Below are 17,796 nucleotides of genomic sequence, written 5' to 3'. Positions count from 1 at the left end.
CGGTAAAATGCAAATGGTGTTGCTCACCTTGTTGGTGCTATTCAGCCCCTTGGCAATTGATATCTATCTGCCTGCTTTACCTCAGATTTCTCAGGCGTTTCACGTGGAACACGCACTTGCACAAGATACGATTACATGGTTTTTGTTCGCTATGGGTGTCGGTCAACTATTTGCCGGTCCATTGGCAGACAAAGTAGGACGTCGAACTGTTGCATTGGGTGGTATTAGTATCTACGCATTGAGTGCCTTATTGGCGTGGGGTGCTCAAAACATTGAATGGATGCTAGCTGCTAGGCTGCTGCAAGGCTTAGGTGCGTGCGCGACATCGGTAGCAGCCTTTGCAACAGTTCGCGATATTTTTGGGCCGCAGAAAAGTGGCAAGATGATCAGCTATCTGAATGGTGCAATTTGCTTTATTCCTGCACTGGCGCCTATCTTGGGCAGCTGGCTTACACAGCAATTCGGTTGGCGCTCAAACTTCTCGTTTATGGCAGGCTTTGCCATGGTGGCTTTGGTTGCGATGTGCATCGGAATGAAAGAAACCAATCCTGCACCGAGCAAAGAACCAGTTTTTCGTCCTAGTCGTTATATGGCGGTGCTCAAAACACCTTCGTTCATCTTTCATGCTTCGCTGTGTATGCTCGCGATGGCCGTGATTCTTGCTTACGTAACATCAGCGCCAGTGGTGTTGATGGAGAACCTGGGTCTGAGCATGAACGAGTTTACTCTGTGGTTTGGTATCAACGCCGTGATTAACATTGCGGCTTGTATGACCGCGCCTAAATTTATGGATAAGTATGGTACGCATAAAACACTAGTTGTAGGAATCATGACCCTTGGCCTAGGTGGCGTTGTGATGTTGGTGATGGCACAGCAGCAATCGGCACTGGCCTTCATGTTGCCAATCTTTTTGTCTTCAGTCGGTTTCGCATGGGTGCTAGGTGCAGCTGCTGGTAAGGCATTGGCTCCGTTTGGTGACAAAGCGGGCACGGCTGCGGCGTTATTGGGTCTTTTCCAGATGAGCGGCTCAGGGCTGGTCGTAGGTACAGTGCAGCGTTTAGGTATGGAGCCTCAGGTGATGATCGCTGTGCAAATGTTTATCATCGTACCGGGTATTTTTGTACTGATGAGTAAAGCTGGTAAAAAATGGCATGCGGCAATTGCGTAAGTTTTGTCTAATTGCTTTGAACGACTAAAAAAACATTGTATATTTGACCTTCACTTCTAATAACTATTGTGGATGCTAAACCTCGATGTCGATGACAACTTACGAAATGGCTCGTGTACTGGAGCAACTGGAAGATGCTCCGGAAAAAGTTATGTTTGGAAAACTATTAAACGAGCTGGGTAACCAAAGTGGTGAGCGCATTCGTAGTGCGGCGAAACAAGTCCCACTTCATATGTTGCGTGACATCGTTTACCAGTTTCAGCAAGTCGTTGAAGATCGCAAAGGGGAAGAAATTGCCTCGATTGCTAAAACCATTGCCGAGCAGGGCATCTCAGCTGAAGAGCTTAAGAAGTACCTGGAATCACAATAATAGAAAGGCCCGCATCATGCGGGCCTTTTTATTTTCTGGCCCTAAACCACCTTCTTTAGAAGGTGGTGATCGTTCTTTTGGGCTTTGCCCGAAGAACGCTCATGTTCAAGATGTCCTCGTTTGCAACCAACAAATGAAGGAAATAACGAACATGAGCAGATATGAATCCGCTTCACACGTTTATCATCGGTGCCAATATCATATTGTTTGGACACCTAAATATCGACTAAAGATTCTGAAAGGAAATTTAGGCAAAGAGCTGTATCGAAGTATCTACGTTTACAGCAATATGAAGAAATGCAAGGTTGTCGAGCTTAACGTCCAAATTGATCATGTCCATTTAGTCGTGAGGCTTCCGCCGAGCATGAGTATCTCAAATTACATGGGGTTTGTTAAAGGTCGTACAGCGATTAGGTTGTTTAACAAATTTCCGTATTTGAGAAAGAAAAAGCTCTGGGGTAATAAGTTCTGGCAACGAGGTTACTTTGTTGATTCGGTAGGGATGAACGAGGAAATTATACGTAGATACGTCAGGCACCAAGATCGTGTGGGGAAAGAAGAAGAGGAGCGACAAATGCTTCTAGGGTTAGATAAATAGCAGTGAGCCCCCTTATAGGGGGCCAACCAAAGCCACCTGCTATGCAGGTGGATTTTTACTGGATAATTTATTACGGATTAACGTTTCGATTGATTGGGTTTTGTAAGGAGATAAGAGTCTCAGTCGATTGCACTTCATCAATCGCCTGAAGCTTATCAATTAGCACAAACTGTAGTTCTTCAATCGAGCGGCACATCAGCTTAACGAAAATATTGTATGCACCTGTGGTGTAATAGGCCTCAACCACTTCTTCCAATGCGTTAAGCTTTTCTAGAGCGGAGTGATAGTCACGCGCGGCATTGAGGTTAATACCGATAAAGCAGCACACGTCATAGCCCAGCTTTTTAGTATCGACGATCACTTCTGTTCCCTGAATAATGTCCGCGGCTTTCATCTTTTCAATGCGCACATGAATCGTGGCTGGGCTGACTTCAAACTGCTTAGCCATTTCAGCATAAGGCGTTCGGGCATCTTCCATCAGAGTTTTTAAAATGGCACGGTCGAGGTCGTCGAGCTTGGTGTTGTGAGCTTGCATCTTCATCTCTACTTAACGCTATGTCTTTAGTTTAAAATATCAACAACAGTGATACTATTAAACTAATCGCTAACTTTATCTGAGAGCTATTTTAGTGCGCTTTTGTCTGATTCTTCTAGCTGTATTTTTAACAAGCCTTTCTCATGCGCATGCTAAAGATAAAGATGTATTGATTGTTCACTCCTACCATCCGGGCTTTTTCTGGACCGACGCCTTCCAATATGGTCTGGAAGATATTTTACGTGGAGAAAGCATCACGACACGAGTGGTGTACCTTGATTCAAAGCGACTACAGAACCCTGCCTACCTAGAGCAACTCTACAAGCTCTACCAAACCAAATTCTCTCAGGAAACCTTCTCTGCCATTGTTGTCAGTGACAATAATGCACTTAACCTGATGCAGCGTTTAGCGCCGGAAATTGGTGAGACACCAGTGATATTTGGCGGTATCAATAACTACAACCCCCAGATGCATTCTCAGCTCAGAGCGACAGGCGTGGTAGAAGATATTGATATCTACAGTAATGTCACGCTCATTGAACGTGTTCAACCGGAGGTGGAGACAATATACATTTTAAGCGATCACTCGGTGACAGGTGAGGCTGTCAGGCGGCAGGTCGAGCAATTTCTGACGCTCAATACTGAGTATCAAACTATGGTTGAACAACTGGCTCCGGAAACGTACCAACAACTGATCGAATTTACTTCTTCATTAGATAAATCCAGTGCTGTTTTGTTTTGGGTTTATTACCGAGACAAGAACGGGCGTGTTGCAACAGAAGATGAATGGGAGCAGCTCAATCAAGAGTCTAAATCGCCAATTTATATGGTACATGATTTAGGACTAGGTCATGGAGCGGTTGGCGGGGTAATTTTGAGTGGCAGAACACAAGGCCAGCAAGCCGCCCAGCAATTATTGAAAGTGCTGAATTCCACCTCGAAAACTCTACCTAAAGTGGAGGCGGGCATTCCGGAAATTAAACTTGATTATCAGGCAGTAGTGAGATGGGGATTAGGCATTGAAGGCGAAGCAATATCCACTTTATTTAACAAGCCTCAACCTTTCACAGTGCGGTTTCAAAAGGAACTTCGAGCGGTTGCCAGTCTGGTCGTACTTTTGTCCGTCATCATTGTGGTTTTGGTTTACTACCTGAGCCGAATGAAAAAAAGCGAGACCCTAGCCAAGGAAAGCCAGACATTAATCGAAATGGTCTTTGATCAGAGCTATCACTTTATCGGCTTGCTAGACGCTCAGGGACGGACTGTTTCAAGCAACAGTAAGCTCCAGGAATTGTTTTACCATCAGGACTTCAGTGTTGATCGGCCTATCTGGCAGCATCAGCATTGGGAAGATCAAGCAGCCCAGCAGTTGAAAAGCTACTTTAACACCGATAAATCAGAGCAAAACACTCAGTTTGAAGCCGAAATCTGGCACTCAGAACAAGGTTCAATTGTACTGGAAATCTCGCTTAAGCCTTTACCTAAGACTGGGCAGGGGGCTGATTTTCTGCTCGAAGCACGAGATATTACCTCAAGGAAAATTACCGAAGCGCGGCTGTACCAAAGGGAAGCGAATCTAAGCCATTACTACGACCAGCAACCTGTAATGATGATCACCTTAGATGACCACAACTGTATTCAGCAGGTTAATCACTTTGCTGAACAGCTGCTCGGCTATACCTCGAACCAAGTACTGGGCCACTCGTTGGGTGAATTCTATTCTCATCAAGATGCAGTCACTCCAAGGCAAGTTCTGTTGCAACCTAAGCAAGCGATGCGCGGCGTGTGGCGACGTGAAATTGAATATCGTCACGCGGACGGAAGAGCAGTCTGGGTTCGCGAGAACATTCGCCCGTTGGTTGAGTCTGGGCATTTGCTGATTGTTGGTGAGGATATTACCGAGACTAAGAAGCTGGCAGAGCAGTTGGAATATCAGGCTCGTCACGATTTGCTGACAGGAACGTTTAACCGAAATCATTTTGAAATGGAGCTGGCAAAATCGTTACTGGAAGTAGAAAGCTACACCCGGACTCACGCTATGCTGTACTTGGACCTCGACCAGCTTAAAGTGCTCAATGATACTGCGGGCCATGAGGCAGGAGATACCGCTATCCAGTTCTGTGCCAGCATGCTGGAAGAGGTGCTGCCTTATAACGCTATTTTGGCGCGTATGGGTGGTGATGAGTTTGCAGTACTACTCAAAGACTGCACTGAGCGTGATGCCAAAAACGTTGCCAATACGATTGTCATGACACTCAGTGAGCAACCTTTTGTCTGGGATGACATCCGTCTCAATATGACGTGCTCGATTGGTATCCGTTTGATTGACCATACCGCTGACTCTCCACAAATGGTTCATGCTCAGGCGGATACGGCTTGTCATGCCGCCAAAGAGGAAGGGCGTAACCGCTACAACCTTTACTGTCAGGATGATGCTGATCTGCAACGACGTGAGCAGGAAATGGAATGTGTCAGCTTAGTGCACAATGCGTTGGCGAATGATCGGATTGAATTGTTTGCCCAGCAGATTCTGGCTTTGAGTCAAGACGATGCGCCGATGCATTTCGAGATCCTCATCCGTATTCGCAATGCCGAAGGGGAATACATTTCTCCGGGTATCTTTATGCCAGCGTCAGAACGCTACAATATCGCACAGTTGCTGGATAAGCAGGTGGTGACTCAAACCCTAGATTGGCTGGCTGCCAATCCTGAGGCGTTGGCGAATCTTGGTATGTGTTCGATTAACCTCTCCGGCCACTCGATGGGTAATAAGGAGTTTATTGCTTTCCTACTGGATACGCTTCAGCACAGCCCTGTACCGTGTGAAAAAATCTGTCTTGAAATTACTGAAACAGCCGCGATGAGTAACATGAATCAAGCGATAGAGCTGTTCTCTCAGTTTAAGCGGTTGGGCTGCAAAATTGCATTGGATGACTTTGGTTCAGGCCTCTCTTCGTTTGGTTACCTGAAGAAACTGCCAGTAGACATCGTGAAAATCGATGGCTTGTTTGTTCGCGATATCGACGTTAATGAAGTCGACCACCTAATGGTGCGTTCGATCAATGATTTAGCTAAGCAGATGGGCAAACAAACCGTTGCCGAATTCGTTGAGAATAGCCGCATCATTGATCTTCTAGTGGAACTCGGAGTGGATTACGCCCAAGGTTATGTGATTGGCAAACCCAAACCACTTGAAGAGCTGGTCGATGAGCTGCTGACTGACAAGCGTAGTGTCGGATAGCAAAATCCATTACACTGGCGCCCGAGAAATTTGACCACCCCTATGGAGCCTATCGTGCAGCTACAACTCATTAGTGAAGACCCGAACCGAAATGAGCAACTGAATCAGTTGGCTCAACGCTGGGGGCTATCACACGATGAACAAAGCGCTTTTGCTTTGGTTCTGACTGCAGAACGCTTAGAGCTGCGTAAAGTCGATGAGCCTAAGTTGGGCGCTATCTTCGTCGACCTAGCGGGTGGTGCAGTGGCTCACAGGCGCAAGTTTGGAGGTGGAAAAGGGCAAGCTATTGCGAAAGCAGCTGGTTTGAACAAAGGTGTGACTCCAACTGTGCTCGATGGTACGGCGGGGTTGGGGCGTGATGCGTTTGTACTGGCCTCACTTGGGTGTAAAGTGCAAATGGTGGAACGTCACCCTGTTGTGGCTGCGCTGTTAGATGATGGTCTTCAACGTGCGAAGCAGGACCCAGAAATCGGATACTGGGTCAGTGAGCGTATGTCTCTGCTTCATGCCTCTAGCCATAACGCCCTAGAATCTCTCGCCAGCGACGCCGAGTTTACTAAGCCTGATGTGGTTTACTTAGACCCTATGTACCCACATCCAGAAGGCAAAAAGAAGAGCGCATTAGTTAAAAAAGAAATGCGAGTGTTTCAGTCTCTGGTCGGGGCTGATCTGGATGCTGATAAGCTGTTAGAACCTGCGTTAGCCCTTGCGAGCAAAAGGGTGGTGGTTAAGAGACCTGACTATGCCGAATGGCTGGATGGGCAAAAGCCCGCGATGGCTATCGAGACAAAAAAAAATCGTTTTGACGTTTATGTGAATGCATCAATGACTTAGCACTCAATTGCGTTTTACAGCGTTATTTTGTGCTTGCTTAATCGTCACCATGCAGGTATATCATACTAAGAATTATTCGTATTCTTAGCTGGAGTGGTAGCATGGCTAAACGACTTTGTAAGATGAATCGCAAGCAAATTGCCGATGGATTAAATGAAATTCATCGCTTGGTGGTCGCACCTAAGTTTGTCTGTCGTTCTTGTGCTCGCTCTTCAGCAGAGAAAACCTCTTTGTGCAAACCTGCCGCTATTCCTCCTCAGCAGTGCCAGAACAAACCTATAGAGCAACAACGCGCCTGTGGTTTGTTAGCAGAAGCTTTACCACCTCAAGAGACTCAAGTCCCTCGTCTTTCTGAAGAGAAGTCCCAAGCGGTGCGCCGCGTGGTGGAGCGGGTTAAAGAGAAAGCGCAGCCTAAGGTGTCTACAGAAGCCAAAGCCACTGCCGATGAACTGACGCTGGACTTGTCCGATAAGAAAGCGATTAAGAAGGCTAAGAAAGCACTTAAGAAACACTACAAGCAGCAGAAGAAGCTATTGAAGCTGGCTAAGAAGCAACACAAACTGCAAAAGCACGAGGCTAAAATTAAGGCACGTCTCAGTCAAAACCCTGCCTTGAACCTGCCACCAGAAATGTTCGAACCGGCATCGACACCCAATATGCATTGATAAAAAACGCTCTCCAACTGGAGAGCGTTTTTTTGTTAGCTTGCGGCTTGATAACCTTGGGCGACTTTACGTTTGACCCAGGTTTCGTTAATCCACAACGACAGCATGATGATCGCACCGCCAATCGCTAGGCGGGTTAGGTCAACGTCTCGATTCCAAATCACTATGTTGACGATAAGCCCAGCAGGAACCAGCGCGTTGTTCATCACCGCTAGCGCGCCAGCGTTCACCATGGTCGCCCCTTTGTTCCAGGCAAAGTAGCCGAAACCTGAAGCGATCAGACCTAGATAAATCAGAATGCCCCATTGCGTGCTGGTGGTTGGCATCTTATCGATATTGCCCATCAACGCAAACGCCACTAAGGCAACACACAGAGCACCTAAGTAGAAATAACCAAAGATTGTATGCTGGGGTAAATCAACCGGTTGCTTCTCCATCAGGTATTTGTAACCCACCTGACCGATGGCAAAACATACGTTAGCACCTTGCACAACAAGGAAACCGATCAGGAAGTTCTCATTGATACCTGCAAATTTAATAAAGGCTGCGCCCGCCACCGCTATAGCGGCAGTTACTAGGTACCAAGGTGAGAATCGACCTTTGAGTAAATCGTAAATCAAGGTGACGTAGATAGGTGTGAATACGGTGAACAGTAGAACTTCCGGTACAGAGAGTAAAAGAAAAGACTGGTAGTAGAAGCAATACATTAAACCAAGCTGGAAACCGCCTACGGTCATCAGCTTAATGATTAGCGATTTATCGATCCCTTTGAATTTAAGGAATGGAATAAACACCAAACTGGCGAGCGCAACGCGCATCAGCACAGAGAACCAAGAATCGACCTGACCAGCGAGGTAAACGCCAATCAGGCTAAACGAGAACGCCCACAATAGGGTGACTGCAGATAGATAACCCATAATTAATACTCATTATCAACAACTGTTCTGCAGTCTATACGAAAACTCTGCCGTGATCAGTCTTTAAGTGGCACGACCAACATGTCGACCGGAGAGCAATTGATCAGCTGTCGGGTGGAAGACAGCAGTTTGCTCCAGAAATCCTGATGGTGACCACAGACCACCATATCGATATTGAACTCTTTGATGGTATCGCACAGCTCATTACCCAAATCACCGCTACCTACGAGCGTATGTTTGATCGGATAATTTGCATGCTCTGCAAAGCTCTGTAGTTGCTGTTGTGAGGCTTCAATCGCCTGGTGTTGAGTCTCGGCCAGATTGATATCAATCAGCCCGGTATACAGTTCGGCGTAATTGACATCGATGTGAATGAAAGAGACATCGGCCTGAAGAGGTTTGGCGAGAGCCACCGCTTTGTCGACCAAAACCTTACTGTCTTCAGATAGGTCAACGGCAACCAAAATATGCTGATAACTCATAGTGCTATCTCCTTTAGGTGTCTAATTACAGGTTAGCATTAAGGTTAGAATATTTTTGCCGCAGTGATCTCAGATCCACATTCATTCGTCAAAGTGTTATGGTTGGCTAATGATATAGTTCATTGAAGTTCATCGAGTTAATTAGGAGTGATAAATGCTTTCACAGGCAATGGTTGATCAATTGAATGAGCAAATTAATCTCGAATTTTTCTCATCCAATCTATACTTACAAATGAGTGCTTGGTGTGAAGACAATGGTTTCGAAGGTGCTGCTGAGTTTTTACGTACACACGCCGTAGAAGAAATGGAGCATATGCAGCGACTATTCACTTATGTGAGCGAGACTGGCGCGATGCCAATTCTGGGTGCGATCGATGCACCAAAACATGAGTTTGGCAGCCTAGGCGATGTTTTCCGTGAAACCTACGAGCATGAGCAGATGATTACTCAGAAAATCAACACGCTGGCTCACGTAGCGTTTACATCCCAAGATTACTCTACTTTCAACTTCTTGCAGTGGTACGTCGCTGAGCAGCACGAGGAAGAGAAGTTGTTTAAAGGGATTTTAGACAAGCTAGAGTTGGTTGGTGAAGACGGCAAGGCGCTGTTCTTTATTGACAAAGACCTAGCGGCTCTAGCGAAAGAAGGTTCATCTTCTATCATGGATGCCCCTGCTGAATAAACTTCAGCGAAAGACTCTCTAAGCAGATCGTCTTTTTCTTCTGGGCTTCAGGTAGAAGGTGTAGGGAGGAAAAGATGATCAATGCTGATACCATTCTATTCACGCTTATGTTGGTAACTCTGGTGAACATGGCCAGATACTTGACTGCACTGCGTTCTCTCATCTACATCATGCGTGAAGCGCACCCGCTGCTCTATCAGCAAGTCGATGGAAACGGCTTCTTTACCACTCATGGTAATGTCACTAAACAAGTGCGTCTGTTTCATTATCTGAAGAGCAAAGAGTACCACCATCACCATGATGAAGTGTTTACCGGCAAATGCGAACGGGTCAGAGAACTCTTTATTCTATCTACGTCACTACTCGGGGTAACTTTACTTGCGGCATTCATCTTATAACAGGTGATTTGGCAAGCGTTCCATTTGTGGTTAGAATAGCGCCGAAACTGGCTAAGGATGTGCTAAATGCACATCCTTTTTTATTGGATTTTGGTTGAGAAAAGGTCATGGCGGAAAAGTTTGATGTGGTCGTCATCGGTGCAGGTGCGGCAGGATTAATGTGTGCTGCAGAAGCGGGTAAGCGTGGGCGAAAAGTGCTTGTGCTGGATCACGCTAAAAAACCGGGCCGCAAGATTCTTATTTCGGGTGGTGGGCGTTGTAATTTCACTAACTACGATGTCTCAGCCAAAAACTACCTGTGCAGTAATCCGCATTTCGTAAAATCGGCACTGGCCCAGTACACCAACTGGGATTTTATCTCGATGATCTACAAACATGAAATCCAGTTTGAAGAGCGCGATCATGGTCAGCTGTTTTGTGTTGGTGATTGCGACTCGAAAGACATCGTCAAAATGCTACTTTCAGAGTGTGATTTGCCGACGGTCGAGCAACGTTATCGTCAGGACATTCACCATATCGAAAAAACCGACACGGGCTTTGAGCTGCACGCTAATACCGATGTGATTGAATGCCACTCCTTGGTGGTAGCGACTGGCGGATTATCGATGCCAAAACTGGGTGCCACGCCCTTTGGCTACAAAGTCGCAGAGCAGTTCGGGTTACCCGTGTTGCCGACGACAGCTGGCTTAGTGCCATTTACTTTACACAAAGAAGATAAAGAGGATTTCGCTGAGCTATCCGGTATCGCGATTCCCGTCGAAATTACCACGCAAAACAATACAACTTTCAAAGAAGCCTTGCTGTTTACTCACCGAGGGTTATCTGGCCCTTCTGTCCTGCAGGTTTCGTCCTACTGGAAGCCCGGCGAGGCAGTGACCGTGAATCTGGTACCGGAAGCTGACATTGATACCTTGTTGAGCCGTTCTTTGGAAAAGCACCCCAACCAAAGCCTGAAAAACACCCTAGCCAAAGTCTTACCGAAGCGCTTAGTAGAAGTGCTGATTGAGCGTAAAGTGTTGACCGATCTGCCACTCAAGCAGTTTGGTGTGAATCAGCTGAAGCAGATTGCTCAGCAACTAGAAAATTGGACCATCGCGCCCAACGGAACGGAAGGGTACCGCACTGCGGAAGTGACGCTAGGTGGCGTTGATACCGATCACCTGTCTTCAAAAACGATGGAGTGCAAGGATGTCAAAGGCCTGTATTTCATCGGCGAAGTGATGGACGTGACGGGTTGGCTTGGAGGGTACAACTTCCAGTGGTGCTGGAGCTCAGGGTTTGTTGCCGGCCAGTGGGTATAAGTCTTATCAAGAAAAAAACGGAAGAGTGGGGAGCTCTTCCGTTTTGCGTTTCGGGCTACAGGCAAAGTTATTTGGCTGGTGTGATGGTCAGCTGAGCATCACCAAAGCCAAGTGCCTCAAGTTCTTGTGCGTCAAAGTTGGTTGTGACTTCTATATCACCGATATGTTCACTAACCAGAGCTTCCGCAGAGCGTTTGACGCGGCTGCTTTGTGCAGCGTTGCCAATTGGTGTGGCTTGACCGATTTCGATCGTGCCAGCAAATTGCGATTCCGCGTAGAAATCGCCGGAAACATGAGAGTAAAACGGACGTAGGCTTGCTCCTGTTGCGTACTGCATGTTACCTAAACCATTTTCATTGATCGCCCAGCTCCAATCCCACCATTTGACTTCACCTGGAATATAGCGGTGATCCCATTGATAACGGATATCTGCTGAGTTTTCACTACCGCGTCCCATTGTAAAGGTGTGTGCTTTGTAAGGGCGGTTGTCTGGGTGAGAATGCCAAGCGTTGCCACCCCAGCGCAGGAAGCCATTAAATTCGACGTCGTAGCTGATATCTGCGCCAAAGCGATATGGATAAGAGATGCTGGAACGGTAAAGCTCGACACGAATCGGGATTTCAGAGTGAGCGGGCACCGTAGGCCTTGCCTGAAGCGTCACCTGCTCGCTGGTGGATCCGCCATTCGTGCTGGCGAAGCTCTGATTGGCTTCGAGCGTAATAGTCAGCTTAGTGTCGCCGACCAAAGGCCACTTAAAGGTGTTTTCTGTCGATACCTTCTGAGCAAAGCCATAGCTGTTGGTTTTTGACCAGTTGGTTGATTCATCCACTTTTAGGTCCACTACCACTTGCTGTGGGATGTCACTGTTGTTGCGAGCAACCGCCGTGACGGTTTTCACCAGCTGGCGATCCGATTCGGTCACAGTACCGTGCCAGAAATCGCTATCGTTAAGGGTATAGGCAAAGTTATCGACAGTGATTTTGGTTTTCTCATCGCAGCGATAGCCATCGCATGAACCGTCATTATTGCCTTGAATCACCCAACCGTTGCCTTCACGTCTGACATCCATATCCTCGCCGACATATTGGCTATGGTTGCCACCAACCCAAGCATAACCGAGGTAATGGGCGAGGTAGCTCAACGGACGCACGAAATTAGAGTGGTTTGTTACCAGTTCATACTGAATATCCAGCTCGTCACCTTCTGGAATGGATTTTGAGGAGTAGTTTGGAATTTCAGACAATGCATCGTCAGGGTAACACCAAGTACTGCCATTGGGATTATCCTGCTTAATTTGACCATGGTAGCCAGGTCCCATGATCACCCAATTGTCTTTTAAGCCAGCGATTTGCCACTGACCCATGCGAGAAACAATATAGTCCTTCTGTTCGGATGCTTCGAAGCGGTCAATCGGGCGGTAGCCAGAACGGCAGACATCTTCACCCAGTTGATCAAGCACTAACTGGTCAGGATAAATCTTAGCTTGCGCGCCTGCAGACAGAACGGAAAGAACAGCTGCTGATAACACATGTTTTTTCACCGTAGACATAGACGTTTCCTTTCGTGATTTTTCTTAGTTTTATGATGTTGTGTTGTCATTGTTGGCTGCTTGTCAAAAGCAACAGGTTTACCTTTCCATAGTCATATAATTTACAGTACTGAAAATAGTTGAATTTTATTTCCTTTAAAATTCAGTGTTTTGTATTGTTTTGACTATTTATTTCATGCAACGCAAACATGGACTGTTTACAGCTTGTGATCTTGCTTCGATGAGATTTAGAAAAATTGTGGTGCGTTTAGATAGCGGAAAAGCAGAGGTACTTGCACAGGCGAAGCCCGTGCGAAGGGAAAGAACAAATGTTAGGTGAGAATATAGTGATAGGCTTAGCGTTTGGCGAGCAGTTGAGCTCGGCCGGTCTGTCTATCGCGGACTATCACAAAGCAGTTGGCAGAATAGAGGATATCGATATCCAGCGTGTAAGGATCATCATTGAGCAGTAGATATGGCGAAATGGTCGCGTCATTCATCACAGGCCTTAACTTCTGTACTGAGAGTAAGTTAATGATTCCAGAGAGCGAAAAGCCGAACTGGCTGAACGATTCCGCTTGGCCCTGAAAACGAATCACTATCGGTTGCTCCATTTTGTCATCCTGAAGTGAAGCAAGGTGAACGACTTCGTTGTTTTTAATCCGAGTCAGTCCATCAGAGCGAAAAATTTGGTTGTCGGGTTGGATATGGATTTCGCTGTGCTGGTAACGGTTATCCTCAATACGATTCGACCAAGGCAGGTTGAGGACAATAGAAAAGATAACTGTGGCGATTACTAAGGTGAGGTATGGGATCATTGTTGTCCCTCCTGAATAAAACGTTCTACCTGAGCCGAGACTTGTTTTAACTGTCCCGGTGCATAAAAGACATTAATCGACTGGCGACGCTGCCTATCTAGCCACGACAGCTCTGAAAAGCGCTCGTTTTTTTCTATGTATACTACGCAATCGCACTGATTCTGCGAGAGCAACTGGCGTAGCGGTAAACTCAGGCGAGTTTCCGATTCCGTGAAGACTTGAAGTTGTCCGACCGTGTGCCTTGCCAGATGTTGATCGCTCGGAATGTCTTCCCAGCGCCAGCCATGCACCTTACTTAATGCCAAGATGCTGGAAGCAAATAACAGCGCAATCGCGGTGACATAACACACAGGAGATTTGCACTCTTTCAAACACAAGTTAGATGTAACACTCTGGCTGGATATTACAGTCGATGTAGGGAGGTTGGGCGCTGGGCTGGATTTGTCTACTTGTGGTGGCGGGTCAGCGGGCGCATATTCAATACAATGGCTGACCAATCGGTAGCCGACTTTAGGCACAGTCACAATCGGGGACTCCTTGGCTCCTAGTTTTAGTAGGGCCTGCCTAAGCGTACTGATACTTTTCGCGAGTGACGTTTCGCCAATATATTCACTGCCCCAAGCGTGTCGAATGATGTCAGGCTTTTTGACAACTTCAGGGGAGTGCTTGAGCAGCAGGTCAAGAACCTGTGCTTCACGGTAACCAATCTTAATGACGCGTTGTGTGTTAGAAAGCTTATTCTGAACAGAGTGAAATATAATCATACAGCCAGCTTTTTATAGTTATTGTTGTCATCTCAAATCTTATTGAGAGGATCAATATACTATTATGACAATGCAACCGCATGAATATTTTTTAATCAATTGTTGGCTCTGTCTCATTGAATCGACAGTTGATGTTGATGTAATGAGAACAAGCGATTGAAAGTGGGAATCCTTTGGGTGGGCAGGAAGGAAAAGATGCGCCCCTGAATAGAGGCGCAGCCGTGTTACAGTTGATCAGCCGCAACGGTTTTAATTGTTGGCCAATTGCCGTTGGCATCCTGAATAAAGCCTTGAGTGTCTTCCAACCAACGCTTTTGTACGGTCTTATCTAAATTTAGGTACAACTTGCCGTCTTCTATCTTCCAAGCTTGTGGATCAGTCTCAAACTTTTTACCCATGGCAACCCCAAAGGCGCAATAGCCACCGTATTGAGGCGCGTATGCCTGAGGGTCTGCACGAAACTGATCGCGGTTTTCGCTGCTGGCAAAGTGATAAATGGCATTCTTATACGTTGCCGTAAACTGTGAGTTGCCTTGGACAGCGCCTTTGTCAGTAAAGTAAGCGACAGGGTCATATCCCTTGATCGCTAAGTCGTTTTGGTCGACGCTCATATCAATATCGGCTGCCATCAATGAAAAGCTGGTACCGAGCATTGCAGCCAGAAGAGTGAGTTTTTGACCAGTGGATTTGATGCGTGACATAGCAAGCTCCTTGTCTGTTTTGATTACCTTGCCTGAAAGAATTTAGTCGACTTGTCCGGTCTATAGAGGTACTAAAAGCCAAAAAACTATGCGAAAAGTCCGGAGATGAAATGGATTTACTCTCACAACTCATGGAACACTGCTCAATACGTACTGGTGTGTTTTATTCCGGCCACCTGTGTGGTGTGTCTTCATTCAATGCAAATCTGCAAAACAGTGGCCATTTACACGTTTTGCAGTCTGGCGAGCTGACACTCAATAAAGCACACAGTGAATCACGCCATATTATTGAACCATCTATTCTCTATCTGCCACATGGGACCACTCACGCTATTAAAGGCGTTGAGTCCGGAGCGGAGCTGGTGTGCGCAAGTGTGGAATATCGTGTTGGACAGATGAACCCTTTGTTGTCTGCACTTCCTGAGGTAATTGTTATCCCATTTAGCGCTGCGCCAAGCCTGACACCTGTCATTAATGCCTTATTTTGTGAGTCTGGCGGCGATTTAGCGGGGCAACAGTTTCTGATGGACAAATTGAGTGATGCACTTATGGCGCTGATTTTCCGCCATTTGGTGGAAGAGAAAAAAATAGAGCAGGGGCTATTTGCGGCGCTGGCCCACCCTCGGCTCGCCGCTGTGGCCTCTGTTGTGCACCAGTTACCTGCAAGGCACTTCAGCTTGGTGGAGCTTGCCTCGGTGGCGGCAATGTCACGCACTCAGTTCATCGATACGTTTAAAGCGGTGGTTGGAGAAACGCCCGGAGATTATGTGCAGAAATGGCGCATCTCAGTCGCACAATCGTTATTGTTGCAGCGTAAACCGTTGAACTGGGTCGCGGATGAAGTGGGTTACAGTAGTTATTCGGGGTTTTCGCGCGCCTTTCATAATATTTCCGGAATGTCGCCACGCCAGTGGTTACGGGACAAACAGTGTTGATCACAAACTCTTAGCACAAGCGTTATCGATCTTTTGCTCAATTTCTGTCCTATATTAAATGGACAGAACTTGCTGAAGGAGTGGTATATGAGCTATCAAGTGCTGATCTCAAGAATTAATGAATTACCCAGAATCGAAAGCGTACTTCAGGAATTGCTGGAGATGGTTAACAGGGAACAAATCGATTTTGGTGAGCTGGCAAAGAAAATGGCCATGGATCAGGTGTTGTTAGCACGTGTGTTAAGGATGGCAAACTCAGCGCAATTCGGCGGTGTTAAAGGGGTTTCCAACATTAATGACGCGATTGTGCGAATTGGTGTTGGCGCGATTCGCAATTTGATTTCTTCTTCTATTCTCGCCTCAACATTTCCTAAACTGGAAACCCTCAATATCAAAGATTACTGGGCAAGTACTTTTGAAGTGGCAACCATTGCCAGTACAGTTGCTAAAGACGTCAAAGTTGACCCTAATGAAGCTTTTATTGCCGGTATTCTGCACAACATTGGTGAGCTGATGATTCACTCTTTAGAGCCAGAACAGGCATTAGAAATCAGCCGTCGGGTGGAAAATGGCGAAAATCCTGTCGATGTACAGCGCGAAGTGTTAGGTACTGATGCCCAGCAGTTAGGCGCGGCACTGGCTGAGACGTGGAAGTTCCCTGCTCAGCTGGTGGATGCGATTGCCAACGTCAATCATCCTGCGAAAGCGGTTGAATCGAAAAAGTTGGCATGTCTGATGTTCCTCGCTCGTGATATAGACCATCAGTGGGATTCAATGTTGAGTCTGGACGATAAGCAAAGTTATCTCAGCCAACATAAAGCAGCAGTTGCGTTAAGTGTCTCCCCAGATCTCGCTGAGCAAATCGACCAGGTGCGAGGTCAAGGCAGTGAGATGGCTTACGAGTTGTTTTAAAAATGTTAACTCACGGATTGCGTGAGATCTTTTTTGCCAAATTTGATCTGCTGGATCACCAGTCCAGCAATGATCAACACTAAGCCGATCAAGGTTGTGGAATGTATTTCTTCACCAATGATGGTCGCCAGCAACGCCAGAGAAATAAACGGTGACGCGAATATCAGGTTGCTGATACGCGCGGTGTTTTGCGTCAGTTTGAGGGCGCTAAGCCACAGGACAAAGGTCACGCCCATTTCGAACAAACCAACGTAACTGACCGCGAGCCAACCTTGCAGAGAAATACCGTTCCAGCTGACACCTTCGTAGAGGCTCAGGCCAATTGCAAATGGTATTGCAACCAAAAAACCGAGTAACACGCCGACGATAGGGTCGGCTTTGTTTTTAGTATTGAGTATCCAGTAGCTGGCCCAAAGCAGAGTTGATAGCAGAGCCAGTCCCACCCCTAACGGGCTCTCGAAACTCAGGCCCAGTACATCACCTTTAGTAGCAATTACAATTACACCAAAGTAACTCAGCGTGCAGGCTATCCAGTCCTGCTTGCGGATTTTCTGGCCGAGGAAGACTGCAGCCATCAGAGTCAAAGTAATCGCCCAGCTATAGTTGATCGCTTGCGCTTGTGAGGCGGGAAGTAAGTCATAGGCTTTGAATAAGATGACGTAGTACGCCAGTGGATTGATCAATCCAAGCAATAAGTAATACCAAGGATTCGCGAAGAAGGTACTAGCCAGCGAAGACAGTTTGCCCTGAATGGCACATACAGCGGTCAGAGCCAGCGCTGAGACCAGGCTGGCAACGGTCAGCATTTGAATCGGGGTCAGTTCGGCAAGAGTTAATTTAAAGGCGGTGGCTACAGTAGACCACAATAGGACGGCAGACAGACCAAAACCTAAAGCACGACGCTCGTTCATGATGTTCCTTTATTAAAACCAACAAGTTAAATTCGT

19 protein-coding genes are annotated in these 17,796 nt (G+C 46.8%); 11 read left to right on the top strand and 8 right to left on the bottom strand.

Annotated features, from left to right (window positions below):
• Positions 1 to 7: 7 nt before the first annotated feature.
• The 3 genes from FIU99_RS16335 to tnpA all read left to right on the top strand — a co-directional run bounded on the left by FIU99_RS16335 (position 8) and on the right by tnpA (position 2,136).
• Complete coding sequence (locus tag FIU99_RS16335) at positions 8 to 1,168, top strand: multidrug effflux MFS transporter (protein ID WP_251768840.1); 1,161 nt, start codon at positions 8 to 10, stop codon at positions 1,166 to 1,168.
• An 85-nt stretch (positions 1,169 to 1,253) separates the two neighbouring features.
• A complete protein-coding gene (locus FIU99_RS16330) occupies positions 1,254 to 1,538 on the top strand; it encodes a hypothetical protein (RefSeq protein WP_152472379.1) in 285 nt (94 codons plus the stop codon).
• 151 nt (positions 1,539 to 1,689) lie between these two features.
• Positions 1,690 to 2,136 carry an IS200/IS605 family transposase gene (gene tnpA / locus FIU99_RS16325; RefSeq protein ID WP_039951144.1) on the top strand — a complete coding sequence of 149 codons (447 nt, stop codon included), beginning with the start codon at positions 1,690 to 1,692 and terminating at the stop codon, positions 2,134 to 2,136.
• A 70-nt stretch (positions 2,137 to 2,206) separates the two neighbouring features.
• On the opposite strand, the gene asnC is transcribed toward tnpA, so the two are convergent.
• Positions 2,207 to 2,671 (bottom strand): transcriptional regulator AsnC, encoded by a 465-nt coding sequence (gene asnC / locus FIU99_RS16320; protein ID WP_006957542.1) that lies wholly within the window; start codon positions 2,669 to 2,671, stop codon positions 2,207 to 2,209.
• Between the two features lie 94 nt (positions 2,672 to 2,765).
• Here asnC and FIU99_RS16315 point away from each other — a divergent pair, with 94 nt between their 5' ends.
• The 3 genes from FIU99_RS16315 to FIU99_RS16305 all read left to right on the top strand — a co-directional run bounded on the left by FIU99_RS16315 (position 2,766) and on the right by FIU99_RS16305 (position 7,411).
• The gene (locus FIU99_RS16315) at positions 2,766 to 5,912 is read left to right on the top strand and encodes an EAL domain-containing protein (RefSeq protein WP_152472378.1); all 3,147 of its coding nucleotides are present in this window, start codon (positions 2,766 to 2,768) and stop codon (positions 5,910 to 5,912) included.
• A gap of 54 nt (positions 5,913 to 5,966) precedes the next feature.
• A complete protein-coding gene (locus FIU99_RS16310) occupies positions 5,967 to 6,746 on the top strand; it encodes a class I SAM-dependent methyltransferase (RefSeq protein WP_043006565.1) in 780 nt (259 codons plus the stop codon).
• Between the two features lie 101 nt (positions 6,747 to 6,847).
• Complete coding sequence (locus FIU99_RS16305) at positions 6,848 to 7,411, top strand: hypothetical protein (RefSeq protein WP_065740970.1); 564 nt, start codon at positions 6,848 to 6,850, stop codon at positions 7,409 to 7,411.
• 35 nt (positions 7,412 to 7,446) lie between these two features.
• On the opposite strand, the gene FIU99_RS16300 is transcribed toward FIU99_RS16305, so the two are convergent.
• Both FIU99_RS16300 and uspA read right to left on the bottom strand, forming a co-directional pair.
• Entirely contained in the window at positions 7,447 to 8,328 is an 882-nt protein-coding gene (locus FIU99_RS16300) for a carboxylate/amino acid/amine transporter (protein ID WP_006957546.1), read from the bottom strand.
• A gap of 56 nt (positions 8,329 to 8,384) precedes the next feature.
• A complete protein-coding gene (gene uspA / locus FIU99_RS16295) occupies positions 8,385 to 8,810 on the bottom strand; it encodes a universal stress protein UspA (protein ID WP_006957547.1) in 426 nt (141 codons plus the stop codon).
• Positions 8,811 to 8,964: 154 nt separating this feature from the next.
• Between uspA and ftnA the strand changes: the two genes are divergently transcribed.
• From ftnA to FIU99_RS16280, 3 genes are all read left to right on the top strand, one after another.
• A complete protein-coding gene (gene ftnA / locus FIU99_RS16290) occupies positions 8,965 to 9,492 on the top strand; it encodes a non-heme ferritin (protein WP_006957548.1) in 528 nt (175 codons plus the stop codon).
• Positions 9,493 to 9,566: 74 nt separating this feature from the next.
• Complete coding sequence (uspB, locus tag FIU99_RS16285; protein ID WP_006957549.1) at positions 9,567 to 9,890, top strand: universal stress protein UspB; 324 nt, start codon at positions 9,567 to 9,569, stop codon at positions 9,888 to 9,890.
• Between the two features lie 107 nt (positions 9,891 to 9,997).
• Positions 9,998 to 11,191, top strand: coding sequence for an NAD(P)/FAD-dependent oxidoreductase (locus tag FIU99_RS16280; protein ID WP_152472377.1), 1,194 nt, complete (start codon positions 9,998 to 10,000; stop codon positions 11,189 to 11,191).
• A gap of 67 nt (positions 11,192 to 11,258) precedes the next feature.
• Here the strand turns inward: FIU99_RS16280 and FIU99_RS16275 are convergent, their stop codons facing one another.
• From FIU99_RS16275 to FIU99_RS16260, 4 genes are all read right to left on the bottom strand, one after another.
• The gene (locus tag FIU99_RS16275) at positions 11,259 to 12,740 is read right to left on the bottom strand and encodes an aerolysin family beta-barrel pore-forming toxin (RefSeq protein WP_019277630.1); all 1,482 of its coding nucleotides are present in this window, start codon (positions 12,738 to 12,740) and stop codon (positions 11,259 to 11,261) included.
• Between the two features lie 335 nt (positions 12,741 to 13,075).
• The gene (locus FIU99_RS16270; protein ID WP_152472376.1) at positions 13,076 to 13,537 is read right to left on the bottom strand and encodes a hypothetical protein; all 462 of its coding nucleotides are present in this window, start codon (positions 13,535 to 13,537) and stop codon (positions 13,076 to 13,078) included.
• Positions 13,534 to 14,301, bottom strand: a complete 768-nt coding sequence (locus FIU99_RS16265; protein WP_152472375.1) for a winged helix-turn-helix domain-containing protein — start codon at positions 14,299 to 14,301, stop codon at positions 13,534 to 13,536. The genes FIU99_RS16270 and FIU99_RS16265 overlap by 4 nt, the downstream gene beginning before the upstream one ends.
• A 224-nt stretch (positions 14,302 to 14,525) precedes the next feature.
• Positions 14,526 to 15,002: a YHS domain-containing (seleno)protein gene (locus FIU99_RS16260; RefSeq protein ID WP_099609336.1), complete on the bottom strand. Its 477-nt coding sequence runs from the start codon at positions 15,000 to 15,002 to the stop codon at positions 14,526 to 14,528.
• Between the two features lie 110 nt (positions 15,003 to 15,112).
• On the opposite strand from FIU99_RS16260, the gene FIU99_RS16255 reads away from it, so the two are divergent.
• Complete coding sequence (locus tag FIU99_RS16255; RefSeq protein WP_152472374.1) at positions 15,113 to 15,937, top strand: AraC family transcriptional regulator; 825 nt, start codon at positions 15,113 to 15,115, stop codon at positions 15,935 to 15,937.
• A gap of 87 nt (positions 15,938 to 16,024) precedes the next feature.
• Complete coding sequence (locus tag FIU99_RS16250; protein WP_006957556.1) at positions 16,025 to 16,849, top strand: HDOD domain-containing protein; 825 nt, start codon at positions 16,025 to 16,027, stop codon at positions 16,847 to 16,849.
• Positions 16,850 to 16,854: 5 nt separating this feature from the next.
• Here the strand turns inward: FIU99_RS16250 and FIU99_RS16245 are convergent, their stop codons facing one another.
• Positions 16,855 to 17,760 (bottom strand): DMT family transporter, encoded by a 906-nt coding sequence (locus tag FIU99_RS16245; protein ID WP_006957557.1) that lies wholly within the window; start codon positions 17,758 to 17,760, stop codon positions 16,855 to 16,857.
• Between the last annotated feature and the right edge of the window lie 36 nt (positions 17,761 to 17,796).

Source organism: Vibrio sp. THAF64 (assembly GCF_009363455.1).
GTDB lineage: Bacteria > Pseudomonadota > Gammaproteobacteria > Enterobacterales > Vibrionaceae > Vibrio > Vibrio coralliilyticus.
The sequence above is the reverse complement of the archived record's forward strand: the minus strand, read 5'-3'. Positions and strand labels throughout refer to the sequence as shown.